The following is a 15,740-nucleotide window of genomic DNA, read 5'->3' on the forward strand; positions in this document are numbered from 1 at the left end:
ATAGGTAAGAATTGTTTATTTTGGTTGATCAACCTTATTCAACCATGACAAACATTGATAGACCTAAAGGTAAAGATGAAAGTAAACTAAGGCGATGGGTGGCTAATCTTCAGCTTGAAAGCTGGCAGCTGGAGCTCCTTATTACTGGTTTTTCCATTTTTTTGCTTGTTACTGGTATTGGAGAGTATGCCGAAATCAACCGTAATATTCAGGAGAATAAGCTGAATCCGGGAGCGAATGGAATCAACCCCTTGCTTAGCATTTCTATTAATTTCATTTTAGATACCATCCCCATAGGGATGAAATTCTTCCTTATTAACTTATTAATTCATCTCTTACTCAGAGGGTTTTGGATTGGTATTGTAGGCCTTAGTTCTGTATCAAGTTTTATCGACTATGATAAACTTGCGTTTAAAGGGAAATTCAGGAAGTATATGCCTGAAAATGTTCGCTCACTTGATGAACTGATCGTTCACTTAGATAAGATTTCTAGTGTAATATTTGCTTATACATTTCTGCTGGTATTTTCCATTGTTTCCGTAGTAATTGTTGTAGCCATAGGGGTAAGTTTGCTGAGTGTGACTGTAATGCTCAGTACTTCTAATGAGCTGACAATATGGGTAGGGATAATGAATTTGTTGGCAATTTTTGCTGTCATTTTCTATTTTGTATTGGCCATAATCTTCTTTCTCGATACTTTGTTTTTTAGTGCTTTCAAGAAGTCAAAATGGTTCTCCGTATTGTATTATCCTATTTATCGTTTCTTTTCGGTAATTACCTTGTCCGTTTTGTATCGGTCTATTTATTACCACCTTATCACTACTTATAAGAAAAAACAGATCATAGGAGTTTCTTCGGTGCTATTGTTGGTGCTTCTGGTCACTCTCAGGGCAGATGCACTGGATGTAAATGTGTTTTACCCAGAGCGGACTAATATTTCAGAAGGCTATATGGTTGAGGGGTTTTACGATGATTTAAGGGCGGATGACCAGTTTATTCGTGAGCTTAGTCTGCCTTCTAAATATGTTGAGAATGGTTTTCTTGAGCTTTTTTTACGCTACAACCCAAAGGATAATAGTACGCTTGAATTGTTGTGCCCAGACAGTTATAAGCTTAGCCCAGATGAAGGTGTTTTGCAAGGTTTTAAAGCTGGAATGAAAGTTCAAATGGATACAACTCTGAATGTAGATGATTTAGTGCGCGATAAGAATTATGAAGCACGGCTAGAGCAGTCTTTGGCTTGTCAAACTCAGATCTTCGAGGTATACATTGATGGCAAGTTATACCCTAACCTAGATTACGCTTTCAAAACCCATAATTCAAATGGCGAAAAAGGATACTTAGCGGTGATAGATGTAATTGAGTTGGGAAGAGGAAAGCACCTTTTGGAAGTGAAAAAACTAAAGGCAAGTAGTACCGCACGTATGAGGGGCATTCAGCTACAGGATTTAAAAATGGAGCTGATGGCAAAGCTTAATTTCTGGGTAGAATAGGTAGAATAAAGAAAACCCAAGTACAATGGTGATTGGCACATTGCATTGGGCTTTCTTTGGTAGTATATTTTTCCTTTAGGTGAAAAGGAAGTCTGCTTAATAATGATACTTTTTCCAATGGCTTCTTATTTTCAATACAATGAAAGTTATGATTCCAGAGTAGAAAAAGGCAAGGCTTAGAAGTGTGCTATCAATATTCATTTTGTTCTTCGTTAATGATGAATCAAAAGTAGTTGGTTGTCAAAACGAATATCTAAGTGATTCTCTTATTTAAAATTATAGGTAAAAGTTATCTCCATTTCACTTTAATGAACTTCTTCCCTTTTTGAAAATGATCTGGGATGTTTGAAAGGATTTCTTCACGTAATTTTTCAATGAGTGATTCTTTGGTAAAGCTTTTATGCACTACTAGACTAATTTCTCTTATGGGTTCGGGGCTTTCTAAACGCTTTACTCTTGGGTCGTCCAATTCGTCTATCACTGATAACTCAGGAACAAGCGTATAGCCCATGTTTGAGCGCACCATGTTTTTTAGGGTTTCGATAGAACCGCTTTCATATGAAAATCCAGGGTTGTTAGATTGTTTCTTTTTATCACAGATATTCAGTACTTGATTTCGGAAACAATGGCCTTGATTTAAGAGCCAAAGACCGTACAAGGGTAGGCTGTCTGGTTTAATGTTGCTTTTCCCGTACAGCGAGTGGTTTTCTGAACTATAGATTAAAAATGGCTCATTGTATAATGGAATTTCACGGATAGATGATTCTTCTAACGGAGTAGCCAAAATACCAATGTCCACAAAATCATTTTTCAAGGCATGAATAATTTCCTCAGATTCCATTTCCCTGATTTGTAGATGCGTGTTCGGGTGCTTTTCAGAAAAACTTTTTAAAAATCTAGGCATCAAATAAGGCGCAACCGTAGGTATAACCGCAATTCTAAAACTACCAGTAATGGTGTCTTTTTCTAAGTTCACCAATTCTTTTAGCTGATGCGCCTCTCTCAAAATTTGTCGGGCTTTATTAATAATCAGTTCTCCTGTTGGAGTAGGTACAATCGGATGCCTCGAACGATCAAAAATCAGGGTGTTCATTTCATCTTCAAGCTTTTGAACTTGAAGAGTGAGCGTGGGTTGTGTTACAAAACAATGCGAAGCGGCAGTTACAAAATGGCGATGCGTATCAAGTGCAACGATGTATTCAAGTTGTTGTAGGGTCATTGTATAGCTTTAGTCTATACTAATATAGATACCATTAATTTGATTAATAGTTCCGAAAGGCGGAAATTTATACCATTAAATAAATCGGGTAAGGTTAAAAACTCACGGAAAACGAATTATGAACTTTCACACTAGAAAATGGGTACGCCCCACAGATTTAAACCCTAATTCAACTTTGTTTGGAGGTAGGCTTTTGGAATGGATAGATGAAGAGGCCGCACTCTATACTATTGTTCAACTTGAAAACAAACATATAGTAACCAAATTCATCTCTGAAATCAATTTTATAAATGCCCCTCGGCAGGGAGATATTATAGAAATTGGAATTGAGGCGGTGGCCTTTGGCAGAACTTCAATCACATTAAGATGTGAGGTGCGAAATAAACTTACCAGAGAAGATATTTTAAGTATTGACAAAATTATTATGGTAAACCTAGGTGAGGACGGAAAGCCTGCCGAACACGGTAAAACCAAGATTGAATATGTTAAAGATAGGCTTAGCCTATAATCGGTAAACCCGAGTAAAATAGGGGGAGAGTTGCTTCTCTTACTCCTATTTTATTTGGTTTTTAGTTTTTTCACTATCTCTTCTCCCCAAGCAGTTCGCTCTTCTCCAACGCCTTCGTAGGTGTCTGGTCGTAACTCTTTAAGCTTCTGCATGGCATCTTCTGTGCTTAAGCCTGTAAACCGAAGAAATGCATATGTGATCATCCCTGTTCTGTGAATTCCCGCAGAACAGTGAAGGTATATCTTACCTCCTTGCTCTAAAATCCCTTTCATTCCCGAAAGTAAAGCACCAAGTTCTTGGGTTCTTTCTTCTGCTATTGGCTTTGCGCTTTCCATCGGTAGCCATAGCCAGTTTAAATTTGATTTGGCTGTGAGGGTTTTAATTTTTTCGGCTCCTTCGTTTTCTGAAAGTAAGGTCAGAATATGTGTGCCATTCTGAAGTTTTAGATCTTCAGTAAGTTTCGTGCTTGGTCGGTGGCCAATGGCCAAATGTCCATTCCCAATAGCCACCCAATTTACAAGCTCCATTTTGGTAATTCGCTTTTGCATGGCCTTTACTTTTCCTAGCAAAGGACCAATGATTTGCTTGGAACTTCGGTTTTTGTCTACCGCTGATTGCAGGTCAGTAAGAAGTGCATTAGCATTTTGTATGGCTTCTTTAGGGCAAGAAGGAATGGGGTTGGAAAGCCATACGGTTGCGCTTTCTACAAGCTTGTTTGTAGTCATTGGGTGGTTATTAATCTCTACCAATATAATGTAGAAATTGGAGTTTGTAACTATGCTAGGTTTTGATATAAATAAATAAAACTACCTACCTTCTATTGTCAGAGTCTTCCAACATGCTTAGGTAGCTCATATACCGTGAGTCGGCAATTTCTCCATTCACGAAAGCCTCTAATACTGCACAGCCTGGTTCGTTTACGTGGAGGCAATTATTGAATTTACACTGACCTAAAAATGCCCTCATTTCAGGAAAGTAATCGCTAATTTCATCTTGCTCCATTTCCACCAAGCCTAGTTCTTTAATTCCAGGCGTATCTATGATTCGGGCATCATCTTCGGTTTCAAACATTTCGGCAAAAGTGGTGGTGTGAGTTCCTTTATTGGCAAAAGTGGAGACCTCACCAATTCGTAAACCTAGTTCGGGTACCAATGCATTTAATAAGGAAGATTTGCCTACACCAGAATGGCCAGAAATTAAAGAGGTTTTGCCTTTTAATGCTGCTTTAATTTCATCTAACCCTTGTTCTTCTAGCACAGAAATAAGTAGGGTTCTGTAACCAATACTCTCGTAGAGTTCCTTCAATTGTGCTGCAATTTCTAAGCCTTCCTGATCGAGTAAATCGCTTTTGTTAATGACTAAAATACATGGGATTCTAAACGATTCGGCACTGACCAAAAAGCGATCAATAAAGCCTAAAGAAGTGCGTGGAAAGGCAAGTGTTGCCACCAAAAGTGCTTGATCTAAATTAGATGCAATGATGTGCGAGAAATTAGACTTACGGGTGGATTTACGAATAATGTAATTAGAGCGAGGTTCAATAGTTTTGATTACGGCCGAACCTTCTTCGCCTTCTTGTTCAAGAGTTACCCAGTCACCTACTGCAATAGGGTTATTAACCTTCAGCTTGTCTTGCTTGAATTTACCGCGTAATCTAGCTTTGAATACCTCTCCGTTTTCGGTTTTTACTTCATACCAAGAACCCGTAGATCGAATGACTCTTCCTCTCATTTGTTCCATTGGATTAAACTGTCCATAATTTTTGCTGTGGCACCGGTATTTTCTTTAATATATGCTTTACACTGCTCAGATGCTTTGTTCCTGAAATCAATATCGGTTGATAGTTTTTCGAAATGCTCTTCAATTTCTGATTGTTGCGTGAATGAAAATGCACCTCCTTTTTCAATTAGCGCCAACGATTCAGGGAATTTTTCCAGGTTGTTGTTCCCGAAAATTACGGGTAGCCCAAAAGTTACCGCTTCCAATATATTGTGTAGCCCGTCTCCAAAAGCTCCGCCAATGTACGAAAATTGGCCATATTGATAGAGCGAAGAAAGCATGCCTATGGTGTTGATAATTATGATTCGGGATTGGTCTATGTTTTCTGGTGTAGCTTCGGTAATTCGGCAATGGGGTAATTTCAAGCCCTTTTCTAATTGCTTGATGCTGTTTTCGCTCACATCGTGCGGGGCAATTATGAATTTCACGTTTTCGGAACGATTGATAATAGGAAAGAGGAAGGCCATATCGGCAGGCCAGCAACTGCCAATTACCATAGTGAGTACGTTTTCACTGAATTGCGCTACTAACGGAAAATGCTTTGGGTTGCTTACGGTGTCTACCACCCTGTCAAAACGAGTGTCGCCAGCAATAGAGACTTGCTTGATGCTAATTTGCTGCAGTAGCATTTCAGATTTTTCGTTTTGAACAAAAATGTGATCGAACAAGTTGAGCGTTTTTCTGAAAAAGCCTCCATTAGCTTTGAAGAAGCGCTGTTTTTCATTGAACAAGGCTGAAATACAATACAGCGGAATTTTACGTTCGTTGGTTTGTTTGAGGTAGTGATACCAAAATTCGTATTTCACGAAAATCACCAAGGCTGGATTGACGATATCTAAAAAGCGTTTGGCGTTCTTTTTCGTGTCAATAGGTAAATAGTAAACAAAGTCGGCTTCGGCATAATTCTTCCTGAGTTCATAACCCGATGGAGAGAAAAAGGTAATCAGTATTTTATGTTTGGGTTTTGCTTTACGAAATGCTTCAATTACTGGGCGACCTTGTTCAAACTCGCCTAGTGAGGCACAATGAAACCAAATTACAGGGCTTTTGATGTCTGAAAAATCCTTTGCTAGGTGGTCAAATATCCCTTCTCTGCCGCTTGCGAACTTTTTTGCTTTTTCATTGAATGGGGCTACCAAGCCAATAATAAGGCGATAAAAGCGGACGGATAAATTATAGAGGATAATAGCCATTCAGAACAAAAATAAAAAACCCTCCATTAAGGAGGGCTTTTATGCTTAATATTTAATTCAGCTTAGTTTTTAGAAAGGTAATCAGCAACGCCATCTTTAGTGGCTTTCATAGCTTCTTTTCCTTCTTCCCAGTTCGCAGGGCAAACCTCACCGTATTTTTCAACATGGTGAAGGGCGTCAACCAAACGGATCATTTCATCGATATTTCTACCTAATGGCAAATCGTTGATGGTTTCTTGTCTTACAGTTCCTTCTTTGTCGATTAAGAATGTACCTCTGTAAGCAATTGGAGCTCCTTCAAAAGTAAGTTCGCCTTCTTCGTTGTAGTTCCAATCTCCTGCTAAAACCCCATAATTATGAGCGATCGTTTTAGCAGTATCGGCTACTACCGGATAAGTAACGCCTTCAATACCACCTTGATTTTTCGGAGTCATTAACCAAGCCAAATGGCTTTCTTCAGTGTCGCAAGAAGCAGCAACTACCGCAACGCCTCTTTTCTCGAACTCGCCTAACTTCTCTTGAAAAGCCAAAATTTCAGTAGGGCACACAAAAGTGAAGTCTTTTGGGTAGAAGAAAAATACTACATCTTTTTTACCGATGTACTGCTCAAGAGAAAATCCCTCTACTATTTCTTCTCCGTTAATTACCGCTGGTGCGCTAAATATTGGTGCTTTTTTTCCAACTAATGACATTTGTTTTTTATTTGAATTGAATAATTAATTTCTTTTACTAATCTTTACGTTAAGAGACCACTCAAATTAGTCAAATCCCACCTTTTGTTTATTGATGAAATTGTCGTTCACGTGTTTTCGGCTGCAAAGATAACTGTCAATAAAACCGATATCAAATGCTTGAAGTTTTTCTTTTAGGATAAATCAGAATTAGTTTTAAGCCATATAAATGTAAAATACAGGCTTCGAATTTATTGTTAACTTTACGTAACCTGTTAATACAAACCCAATGAAGAAGATCTACCTATTGCTTATATTTCTAATTACGCTTTCCGCTTGCGATGAAGGTGGGATTTTAATTACTGTGCCTTCTGTGGGTAACTATGAATTCACTATCAACAGTGACGAAGCAAATAGTAGTGCCAATAACAGTTATACCGCTGAGCGATTGGTGGATCCATCGGCATTATTTACAGAAGATTCAGAACTGATTAAGAATATTACGCTTAACCAGCTGACTTATGAAATTTCAGGTTACTCTGGCACTGTGGGTAATGATGTTCTTATGAGTTTAAGTCTTTCTACAGAATTAAATGGTACCACCACAGAGGTGTTATCGGTTGCGGGTATTACTTTAGCGAATGGACTTTTTACTGCTTTTGAAAGTGGAAATGCATCGTCACAACTTACGGCAGCCCAAGTGGCCAGTTTAGAAGCTATTATCGACAACCAAGAGCCTTTTAATTTAATCGTTACGGCAGGCTTTGATAAAGACATTGAAAGTGATTTTACTGTTGAGGTAGTTTGGGATATTACCGCTTCTATTTCGCAGAACACTGATTGAGTAAATTTTTAACTGTTCAACCTTATATTTATTTAGCATCCTTTTTAAAACCTTAACAATGAAAAAAAACGTACTGTTAATTTTGCTAATGGCTACTATTATTAGTGCCTGTGGAGAAGCTGGTATTCAATCAGATATCTCCCAAGTTGTGGAAACTGACCCTGTTACAGTTACTCTAGATGTTCCTGCGGTGGCAGTTGGTCAATTGATCAATGAAACCCCACCAGTTACTGTGGAAACAGGAGAGATCAATATTACTTCTGATGAGTTTGATGAGTACATGGATGAACTTCAGCGTTTTACCATCAATAAGATTTGGTATAAAGTTGAAGGCTTTAATGCTGGAAATGAAGCTGATTTGGATGTTACTTTGAATATCATCAGTGGAGGTAGTTCAACCGAACTTTTAGAGACTACAATTGTTGACGCTCATCTTCAAACTGACGATGTGCTTCTTTTCGATAAAGCCGCTCCTGGCGATGTAAATCCTGCTGCTGTATCAGTCATCGAAAGCGCATTGTTGAATGGTACATCTTTCAAAATAGAGTTAGTCCTGGTAGGAAGAAATGTAACGTTTCAAACGACTAGCGACACATTTGATTTCTTATTCAAGTTTGACGTAACAGCCAGAGTTCAGTTAGATTAATTTTTTAAAAGCATTTTGACATGAAAATTTATACAAGAATATTATTGATCGCTGGACTAATGGTGTCTATGGCGAATGTGTCTAAAGCACAATTGGATTTCGACTCTTTTCTAGAAGCAGGTTTGACCGATGCTAATAAGCTATTAGAGGCCTATATGGCTCCTGCTTTCCAAGGTATTGGCTATGGTGTAAATGCAGGTTGGTATAATACTGCCAGACCACATAAAACTTTAGGCTTCGACTTGAATATTTCTGTGAATGCTGCGATTGTACCTTCTAGTGCCGAGTTCTTTACTTTTAGAAATTCAGATTACACGAACGTACAGTTATCTAATGGTACATCAGCCCAACTTCCTACATTGTTTGGACCAAATTTGGGAGCAGATGATCTTCCTGAGTTAAGGTTTTTAGATAATAATGGTGATGAAACGATTCGTATTTCTGCACCAACAGGTTTGGGGTTAGAAGAGGAACTCCCAACAAATGCAGTTCCATCTCCAATGATTCAATTAGGAGTTGGTTTGATAAAGGGGACAGATCTTAAAATTAGATATACACCAGATATTTCGTTAGGAGATGAGGATGAAGGCTCTGTAAAACTATTTGGGATTGGGGTAATGCATGATATTAAACAATATCTACCGGTAGTTAAAAAGTTGCCGTTTGATCTTTCAATGTTTGTAGGTTACACCAATTTAAAAACTTCAATTGCTGTTGATTCAGATCTAAATCAGTTTGCAGAATTTGAAACTAAAGGAACTGTAGTTCAGGCTTTAATTTCTAAAAAGATAGCACTGTTAACAGTTTATGGTGGTTTAGGTTATGCAAAATCTAAGACTACTTTTGGTTTGAAAGGGGTGTATACCACTGAAAATAGCAGCTATACTGATCCAATTGATTTGGCTTATGAGAATGGTGGATTAAAAGCTAATGTAGGATTAAGAGTTAGGTTGTTGTTCTTGAATATCTTTGGTGAGTATTCTTTCCAAGAGTATAAGACAGCTACTGTGGGTATTGGTTTTAGCTTTAGAGAAGGCACAAGCAATACAAATATTCCAATCGTACCAGGTATCTAAAAAGAACTAAACAGTACAAAACAAGAGAGGGGCAATTGCCCCTCTCTTGTTTTGTTATCTGCCTTTGAAGTCAGGCTTTCTTTTCTCAACGAAAGCATTCATCCCTTCTTTTTGGTCTTCGGAAGAGAACAACATGTAGAAGTTCTTTCTTTCAAAATGGAGCCCTTCTTCTAATGGCACTTCAAATGATCTTTTCACGGCTTCTTTGGCCATTTGAACAGCAATAGGAGACATAGAGGCAATTTCACTAGCAAGGCTAACGGCTTCTTTTAAATATACTTCAACAGGTACAACTTTATTTATCAGTCCATAACCAAGGGCTTCTTCGGCTGAGATAAACTTTCCTGTTAATACCAATTCCATAGCTTTTGCCTTACCTAATGCTTTTGTCAGTCTTTGTGTGCCTCCTGCACCTGGCATTACCCCAATTTTAATTTCAGGCTGGCCAAATTGAGCGGTTTCCGAAGCTACTATCATATCGCAGGTCATAGCCAATTCGCAACCACCGCCTAATGCAAAACCAGATACTGCTGCAATAATAGGTTTACGAGTTTTATTGATTTGATCCCATGTACTAAACTGATCTACTTTCCACATATCAATGGTAGACTTGCCAGCCATTTGCTTGATGTCGGCACCTGCTGCGAAGGCTCTTTCATCCCCCGTAATAATGATTACTCGAACTTCATCGTCTTGATCTAATTCTTTTAGGCTATCCCTAATTTCACCCATAAGTTGCAGATTCAATGCATTCAGCTCTTTAGGTCTGTTCAACTGAATTAGGGCAATGTGTTTGGCGTATGTTTTATTTACTTTGATAAATTCCATAGGTTAGGTTTGTTTTTTAGAACACTAAACAAAAATAGAAAGAAATGGGAATGTCTAAGGTGAAGGTGCTATTTGTTTGCTTGGGAAATATATGTCGGTCTCCTTTGGCAGAAGGTGTATTTAAGAAGAAAGTAGAAGAGAAGGGACTGGCCGACCGTTTTGTCATTGATTCTTGTGGTACTTCCAATTACCACATTGGCGAACAACCCGACAGGCGGACGATTAAAAATGCATTAGTTAATGGAGTTCGGCTGAATCATCAAGGTAGACAGTTTGCCGTTCAGGATTTTAATGATTACGATTATATCGTTGCAATGGACGCAAGCAATAGGAGGGATATAGAGTATTTACGGCCTGTAGATTGTATCAAGAAGGTTTGGCTGATGCGGAATTTTGATAATTCTGGGTTGAACAAAGACGTGCCAGACCCTTATTATGGAGGTGAAAATGGCTTTCAAGAAGTGTTTGATATTATTGATGAATCAGCAGATGGTTTACTCACATTTCTTATAGAGGAAAATAGATTTTGATTTATACAAAAAAAGCCGGTTCCAACTGGAACCGGCCTTCTAAGCAAAATATACTAACTACTAACTAACTAAAATGACATAGTATATTTCAACCTAATTCAATGTGAATTAATTGTCCCACCAAACTGGAGAGAAGTCTGTGTCACCGTTGGCTAATCTAGCAACAGCAGCATCGTAATTCTCACTGTTCAAATCAGACTCGTTTGAAGGGTAACCATATCTCAATGGAATGTTACCGTTATCATTCAAGTTGTTCGGAGTTGGAGTTAATACAGGGTATCCAGTTCTTCTCCAATCAGACCACATTTCGAACCCATCAGGGAATAGTGAAATCCACTTTTGATCACCGATTTTCTCAAGCATGTTACCTGCGTATGCATTTTGTGGATCAGCTATATAAGCAGCAAAATCAGCTGCATCATATACACCTCTTTGTCTCCAAGAGTCTTCGATACCTTTAGCGTATAAAGTGGCAGCAACTTCAGAAGTCCATCCTAATTGAGCAGCTTCAGCACGAGTAAGCGCTATGTAAGAAGATGTGATGAAGTAACTATCAGAAGTTTGACCTGTGATTGCATCACCCATCAAAGAATACTGATTGTTTGCAGTCCACGTAATCAACTGATCTCTTGTATACCCATAAGGTAAACCTACATAAGCACCATTCGAGTTTTTGTTTGCATACACCTCTAATCTTGGATCGTTTTTAGCAACAAGCTCATCAATCATTACGTCACTAATGGTATAATCAGCTCTTGTTAAGAATAGAGAGTACCATCTGTTTGCAAAGTTGTTGTTGTCTAAATGCGGGTAAAGAATGTTATCAGCATTTGAAGCAACATATCCATCGGCATCATTTAATGCAGCGTTAAACTGAGTGGCAGCATAATCACCAGCTCCAGGGTAACGCTTTGATAAACGAAGGGAATAGATCATTCTTAATGAATTTGCTAATTTCTTCCATTTAGCTTTGTCTCCATTTAACAAGATGTCACCAGAAGGCATTGCACCATTGTCAAAACCGTTTTCAGCTTCAGTTAACTCTTTTAAGATATCCTTATAGATACTTTCTTGAGTGTCGTAAGAAGGGAAAGTGTTTCCATTCAAAGCTTCAGTGTAAGGTACATCTCCCCACTTATCGGTCACCTTAGAGAATACATGTGCTTTCAAGATTCTAGCAACAGCAATTTGGTTCGCGTTTGAACCGAAATCCGCAGCTCTTGTCTTAGTTTCAGCATCAGTATTATAGTTAATGATCGTATTTAAGTTCTGTAATACACCAGTATACTCACCCCAGCTCACAGGTCCTACTGCATATAATGAGGTTTCAGGATATTGTGTTTCAGATAAATACTGTACATAAAGAGATGGTGTAGTTTGGGTTTCGTACCCAGAAACTGACCACAGAGCACTTGTAAGCAATGCATTTGGTAACGGAGTACCAGTTTGCGCTGGGTTTACGTTAGTATCTCCAAAATCATACTCTTCACATGAGCTCGCTAAGAATAGCACAGACACCAAAAGTGATGCTAATATGCTTTTCGTTTTTATAATTGGTTTCATTTTTCTCATTTTAATAAGTTTTTAAAATCCAAATTTAACGCTCAAACCGTAGCTTCTAGTACTAGGAAGCTGTCCGTTTTCACCGTAAGAGGCAGACTGATCAGAAGGATCCCAGTTGTCTTGACCTTTCGCAGTTGCAATTAACCATGGGTTTCTAGCAATGAAAGACACGTTGATGCTATTGAATGGAGAGTTACCAAATACTTTGGTTACTGGAACTCTGTAGTTCACAGAAAGCTCACGCATTTTAAGGTAAGTAGCGTCATAAATCATTGTTTCAGCCATTCTATTTTTACCATAGAATTGGTGGAAATAGTTGAAAGCAGAAACATATCTGTCTACTGGGTTACCATTAACGTCAACACCTACCATACGGATACCACCGCCATCAGCAACAGCATCTCTTACGTTTTTACCATTTTCGTTGATAGCAGCAGTCTCATCTAAAAGACCTGAGTAGTTACCCCAGTGCTCTGATAGAGAGAAGAACTTACCACCTTTTTGGTAGTCAAATGACATGTTTAATGTCAAGTCTTTCCAAGTTAAAGTAGAAATTACACCACCGTTGAAATCTGGTAATACAGAACCGAAGTATACGTTTTGCTCAGGAGTGAAAAGACCGTTAGCATCTAGAATAGGAAGACCTTCTGCATTTCTTGCAATAGCTGTTCCTCTTAACTGCCCCCACTCTTTACCTTCTTGGTGTACAGTTCTTGCAAATCCGAATGAGCCAGAGCTATAGATTAAACTTTCTAAGTTATCAGCAATGCTTACGATTTCAGACTTGTTCTTAGCCCAGTTAACAGTTAAGTCCCACTGGAAGTCACCAGAACGAACTGGGGTTCCAGAAAGTACTAACTCAATACCAGATCTTTTTGTTGAACCAGCATTTTGAAGAATAGAGCTATAACCTGAACCTGTAGCGATTTGCGCAGAAAGGATATCATCTCTGTGTTTCTCATTGTAGTAAGTAAAGCTAATTCCAGCTCTTCTTTCAAAGAATTTAAGGTCTGTACCAAATTCAACAGAAGAATTAGTTACTGGAGAAAGGTTTGGATCTACAAGACGGCTTGGAACTGACATTAATAGGTTACCGCTGAATTGGTTAGCACCGATTCCGTAGTATGCTTCTGTTGTATAAGCACCAAGATCACTACCAGACTCTGCATAACCAGCTCTGATTTTACCATAACTTAAAGCAGGAAGTAAGTCTTCTGTGAATTCAGAGAATACAAAAGATCCACCTACTGAAGGGTAGATATAACCATTGTTACCTTTTGGTAAGCTAGAGCTTAAGTCATTTCTAAGTGTAGCTTCTAAGAATAAGAATTCTTTGTAACCTAAAGTAGTTCTTGCAAACGCACTTCTAGTTTTTTGCAAAGAATAACCATGTCCTGTTACTCTAGGGTTCACAGTGTTGGCTAATGACCAAAGATCAGGTACCACCATACCTCCAGAAGTAGCACCATTGATACTAGTACTTAAGTTGTTTCTAAGGTTTCCTCCAAGGTTGAAGTCAACAGATAGGTCACCGAAAGTTTCAGAGTAAGTAGCTAAGAATTCGAAGTTATCTTCAGTATAGCGAGATTGGTTAGTAGAGTAAGAGTTGAAGTAACCAGCTTGAGAAGCAGAATTAGCTAATAAAGCAGGAAGTCTAGTTTCTCCACGTCCAAATACTTCATATCTTCTAGCAGTACCAGTGATTGAGAATTTATCGTTTAACTTATAAGTTAAAGAGATATCTCCGAATACTCTGTTAGTATTCGATGTGTTATCCAATAATTCAAAGTAAGTGTATGGGTTATACCAGTAGTTACCTCTGTTGAAGTTTGCAGTAGAGAAGTTTGTGGTAGCCGATACGTTACTGTGGTTCCAAGAAGCAATATTGCCAGTAGGAGTTTTGAACTGAGATAACTCTCTCAAGATGTCCATATCCAAATCTCTGTGGAACCATGAGTTGAAGTTACCAGTTGCATTGTTTGAATAACCATCGTTGAAATCACCTTGAACTACCTGATCTTGGTAGTTTACGTTAGTTTTAATAGAAAAACGCTCAGAAAGATCGAAATCTAATTTAGCTGAGATGTAGTTTTTCTTTAACTCAGAGTTAGGGATCAAACCAGTTTGTTGCTCATTAGTGTAAGAAACTCTAACAGAGTAGCCTTCTCCACCTTTTGAGAAACTGATGTTGTTTCTTAAAGTTTTACCAGTTTCCCAGTAATCTCTAATATTGTTTGGTTGTGGATCAAAAGTAGTAGTCTTGAAAGAATACTTAGAACCAGGATACCAAGCATACCAAGGAATGTACTCAGAACCATCCATTTTGGGGCCCCAGCTAGCATCATCAGTATAGTCATGGTATTTTTTACCATCAAATACTTGCCATTCTGCAGGGTGATTAGGGTTCCAGTTGTAAGTGATCCAGTTAGCAGAACCACCGCCACCATATACGTTTTGGTATTTAGGCTGACGTCCTACTTCTTCGAAAGTGATACCTGTAGTGAAATCAATAGCCATGTCGCCTTTGGCAGCACGCTTTGTTGTAATCATTACAACACCATCAGCAGCTCTTTGTCCATAAAGGGCAGTTGCGTTTGGTCCTTTCAAAATGTTAACACTCTCAACGTCATCCATGTTAATACTACTTGGGTTAATACCTGGCGTACCATCGACAACCCAAAGAGCACCACCATCAGATGTTAAACTGATGTTACCTCTAATTCTAACAGAAGCGTTAGAACCAAGTCTAGCACCAGATTCAGTTCTGATTTGAACCCCAGCTACTTTACCAGCAAGTGCGTTTGTTACGTTTTGCTGCTGAGCCATGTTCAAATCCTTAGCATTCACCTGTTGTGCTGTATAAGGTAGTGTTTTTGCATCTCTAGGAATGTTCAATGCAGTTACGATAACTTCACCGAAATCCACTACCTCAGGCTGCATAACTACATTGATGTTATTTCTACCGTTGATTTGAACTTCTTGGGTAATAAAACCTAAGTATCTAAAAACAAGAGTAGTAGCAGACTGTGGAACAGTAATGCTATAAGATCCATCACTTTCAGTAACAACACCACTGGTTGTACCTTTGATGTAAACAGATAAGCTTATCAATGGAAGCCCATCCTCAGCACTAGTTACTTTACCAGTAATAGTTCTGTCCTGTACATTTACAGACTCAATGGTTTTACCATTAACGTCTTCGTTTAAAACTCCATTTGCAAACATCGAAGACATTACGAATGTCTGTATCACAATGCCAAATAGAGAGTACTTAGCACCTCGATAGAGGGCGTTTATACATTTCTTTTTCATAGATAAAGTTGTGTTTTAGTTAAACATAGTTTGTAAGACCATGGCGCTCTACTGCAATAGCGCGTCATGGGAGTTGTA

Annotated in this window: 14 protein-coding genes; 6 read left to right on the forward strand and 8 right to left on the reverse strand. The window is 38.4% G+C overall.

Translation table 11 applies throughout. The annotated features are described in order from the left end of the window. Nucleotides 1–44 precede the first annotated feature (44 nt). Complete coding sequence (locus MB14_RS16540; protein ID WP_062593585.1) at nucleotides 45–1,493, forward strand: hypothetical protein; 1,449 nt, start codon at nucleotides 45–47, stop codon at nucleotides 1,491–1,493. Nucleotides 1,494–1,782: 289 nt separating this feature from the next. On the opposite strand, the gene MB14_RS16545 is transcribed toward MB14_RS16540, so the two are convergent. Continuing rightward, on the reverse strand, nucleotides 1,783–2,712 hold the full coding sequence (locus MB14_RS16545; protein WP_062593587.1) for a hydrogen peroxide-inducible genes activator: 930 nt from the start codon (nucleotides 2,710–2,712) through the stop codon (nucleotides 1,783–1,785). Between the two features lie 118 nt (nucleotides 2,713–2,830). Here MB14_RS16545 and MB14_RS16550 point away from each other — a divergent pair, with 118 nt between their 5' ends. Next, nucleotides 2,831–3,220, forward strand: a complete 390-nt coding sequence (locus MB14_RS16550) for an acyl-CoA thioesterase (RefSeq protein ID WP_062593589.1) — start codon at nucleotides 2,831–2,833, stop codon at nucleotides 3,218–3,220. 50 nt (nucleotides 3,221–3,270) lie between these two features. Here the strand turns inward: MB14_RS16550 and MB14_RS16555 are convergent, their stop codons facing one another. The 4 genes from MB14_RS16555 to MB14_RS16570 form a co-directional block, all read right to left on the reverse strand. Next, nucleotides 3,271–3,945, reverse strand: a complete 675-nt coding sequence (locus MB14_RS16555; protein ID WP_062593591.1) for a protein-tyrosine phosphatase family protein — start codon at nucleotides 3,943–3,945, stop codon at nucleotides 3,271–3,273. A gap of 85 nt (nucleotides 3,946–4,030) precedes the next feature. Continuing rightward, a complete protein-coding gene (gene rsgA, locus MB14_RS16560; protein WP_062593593.1) occupies nucleotides 4,031–4,960 on the reverse strand; it encodes a ribosome small subunit-dependent GTPase A in 930 nt (309 codons plus the stop codon). Further along, nucleotides 4,948–6,192, reverse strand: coding sequence for a 3-deoxy-D-manno-octulosonic acid transferase (locus MB14_RS16565; protein WP_062593595.1), 1,245 nt, complete (start codon nucleotides 6,190–6,192; stop codon nucleotides 4,948–4,950). The genes rsgA and MB14_RS16565 overlap by 13 nt, the downstream gene beginning before the upstream one ends. 62 nt (nucleotides 6,193–6,254) lie before the next feature. Further along, entirely contained in the window at nucleotides 6,255–6,884 is a 630-nt protein-coding gene (locus MB14_RS16570) for a peroxiredoxin (RefSeq protein ID WP_062593597.1), read from the reverse strand. A 268-nt stretch (nucleotides 6,885–7,152) separates the two neighbouring features. Here MB14_RS16570 and MB14_RS16575 point away from each other — a divergent pair, with 268 nt between their 5' ends. Genes MB14_RS16575 through MB14_RS16585 form a run of 3 tightly spaced genes read left to right on the forward strand, consistent with a single transcriptional unit; the run spans nucleotide 7,153 to nucleotide 9,429 of the window. Beyond that, nucleotides 7,153–7,707: a hypothetical protein gene (locus tag MB14_RS16575; protein ID WP_062593599.1), complete on the forward strand. Its 555-nt coding sequence runs from the start codon at nucleotides 7,153–7,155 to the stop codon at nucleotides 7,705–7,707. Between the two features lie 58 nt (nucleotides 7,708–7,765). Next, complete coding sequence (locus MB14_RS16580; protein WP_062593601.1) at nucleotides 7,766–8,353, forward strand: hypothetical protein; 588 nt, start codon at nucleotides 7,766–7,768, stop codon at nucleotides 8,351–8,353. A gap of 20 nt (nucleotides 8,354–8,373) precedes the next feature. Further along, nucleotides 8,374–9,429, forward strand: a complete 1,056-nt coding sequence (locus tag MB14_RS16585) for a DUF6588 family protein (protein WP_062593602.1) — start codon at nucleotides 8,374–8,376, stop codon at nucleotides 9,427–9,429. Between the two features lie 54 nt (nucleotides 9,430–9,483). Here MB14_RS16585 and MB14_RS16590 read toward each other — a convergent pair whose 3' ends face one another. Then, complete coding sequence (locus MB14_RS16590; RefSeq protein WP_062593605.1) at nucleotides 9,484–10,257, reverse strand: enoyl-CoA hydratase-related protein; 774 nt, start codon at nucleotides 10,255–10,257, stop codon at nucleotides 9,484–9,486. A gap of 50 nt (nucleotides 10,258–10,307) precedes the next feature. On the opposite strand from MB14_RS16590, the gene MB14_RS16595 reads away from it, so the two are divergent. Beyond that, the gene (locus MB14_RS16595; RefSeq protein WP_062593850.1) at nucleotides 10,308–10,787 is read left to right on the forward strand and encodes a low molecular weight protein-tyrosine-phosphatase; all 480 of its coding nucleotides are present in this window, start codon (nucleotides 10,308–10,310) and stop codon (nucleotides 10,785–10,787) included. A gap of 108 nt (nucleotides 10,788–10,895) precedes the next feature. Here MB14_RS16595 and MB14_RS16600 read toward each other — a convergent pair whose 3' ends face one another. Together MB14_RS16600 and MB14_RS16605 are read right to left on the reverse strand one after the other, a co-directional pair. After that, nucleotides 10,896–12,350 (reverse strand): SusD/RagB family nutrient-binding outer membrane lipoprotein, encoded by a 1,455-nt coding sequence (locus tag MB14_RS16600; protein ID WP_157716609.1) that lies wholly within the window; start codon nucleotides 12,348–12,350, stop codon nucleotides 10,896–10,898. 21 nt (nucleotides 12,351–12,371) lie between these two features. Beyond that, nucleotides 12,372–15,662 carry a SusC/RagA family TonB-linked outer membrane protein gene (locus MB14_RS16605; RefSeq protein WP_084376126.1) on the reverse strand — a complete coding sequence of 1,097 codons (3,291 nt, stop codon included), beginning with the start codon at nucleotides 15,660–15,662 and terminating at the stop codon, nucleotides 12,372–12,374. Nucleotides 15,663–15,740: the final 78 nt, after the last annotated feature.

The sequence above is a fragment of the Roseivirga ehrenbergii genome (assembly GCF_001593005.1).
GTDB classification, from domain to species: domain Bacteria; phylum Bacteroidota; class Bacteroidia; order Cytophagales; family Cyclobacteriaceae; genus Roseivirga; species Roseivirga ehrenbergii.

What these genes read in the sequence shown, in the direction of transcription:
- MB14_RS16540 (WP_062593585.1), top strand. Translation starts at nt 45, where the DNA reads ATGACAAACATTGATAGACCTAAAGGTAAAGATGAAAGTAAACTAAGG.
- MB14_RS16545 (WP_062593587.1), bottom strand. Translation starts at nt 2,712, where the DNA reads ATGACCCTACAACAACTTGAATACATCGTTGCACTTGATACGCATCGC.
- MB14_RS16550 (WP_062593589.1), top strand. Translation starts at nt 2,831, where the DNA reads ATGAACTTTCACACTAGAAAATGGGTACGCCCCACAGATTTAAACCCT.
- MB14_RS16555 (WP_062593591.1), bottom strand. Translation starts at nt 3,945, where the DNA reads ATGACTACAAACAAGCTTGTAGAAAGCGCAACCGTATGGCTTTCCAAC.
- rsgA (WP_062593593.1), bottom strand. Translation starts at nt 4,960, where the DNA reads ATGGAACAAATGAGAGGAAGAGTCATTCGATCTACGGGTTCTTGGTAT.
- MB14_RS16565 (WP_062593595.1), bottom strand. Translation starts at nt 6,192, where the DNA reads ATGGCTATTATCCTCTATAATTTATCCGTCCGCTTTTATCGCCTTATT.
- MB14_RS16570 (WP_062593597.1), bottom strand. Translation starts at nt 6,884, where the DNA reads ATGTCATTAGTTGGAAAAAAAGCACCAATATTTAGCGCACCAGCGGTA.
- MB14_RS16575 (WP_062593599.1), top strand. Translation starts at nt 7,153, where the DNA reads ATGAAGAAGATCTACCTATTGCTTATATTTCTAATTACGCTTTCCGCT.
- MB14_RS16580 (WP_062593601.1), top strand. Translation starts at nt 7,766, where the DNA reads ATGAAAAAAAACGTACTGTTAATTTTGCTAATGGCTACTATTATTAGT.
- MB14_RS16585 (WP_062593602.1), top strand. Translation starts at nt 8,374, where the DNA reads ATGAAAATTTATACAAGAATATTATTGATCGCTGGACTAATGGTGTCT.
- MB14_RS16590 (WP_062593605.1), bottom strand. Translation starts at nt 10,257, where the DNA reads ATGGAATTTATCAAAGTAAATAAAACATACGCCAAACACATTGCCCTA.
- MB14_RS16595 (WP_062593850.1), top strand. Translation starts at nt 10,308, where the DNA reads ATGTCTAAGGTGAAGGTGCTATTTGTTTGCTTGGGAAATATATGTCGG.
- MB14_RS16600 (WP_157716609.1), bottom strand. Translation starts at nt 12,350, where the DNA reads ATGAAACCAATTATAAAAACGAAAAGCATATTAGCATCACTTTTGGTG.
- MB14_RS16605 (WP_084376126.1), bottom strand. Translation starts at nt 15,662, where the DNA reads ATGAAAAAGAAATGTATAAACGCCCTCTATCGAGGTGCTAAGTACTCT.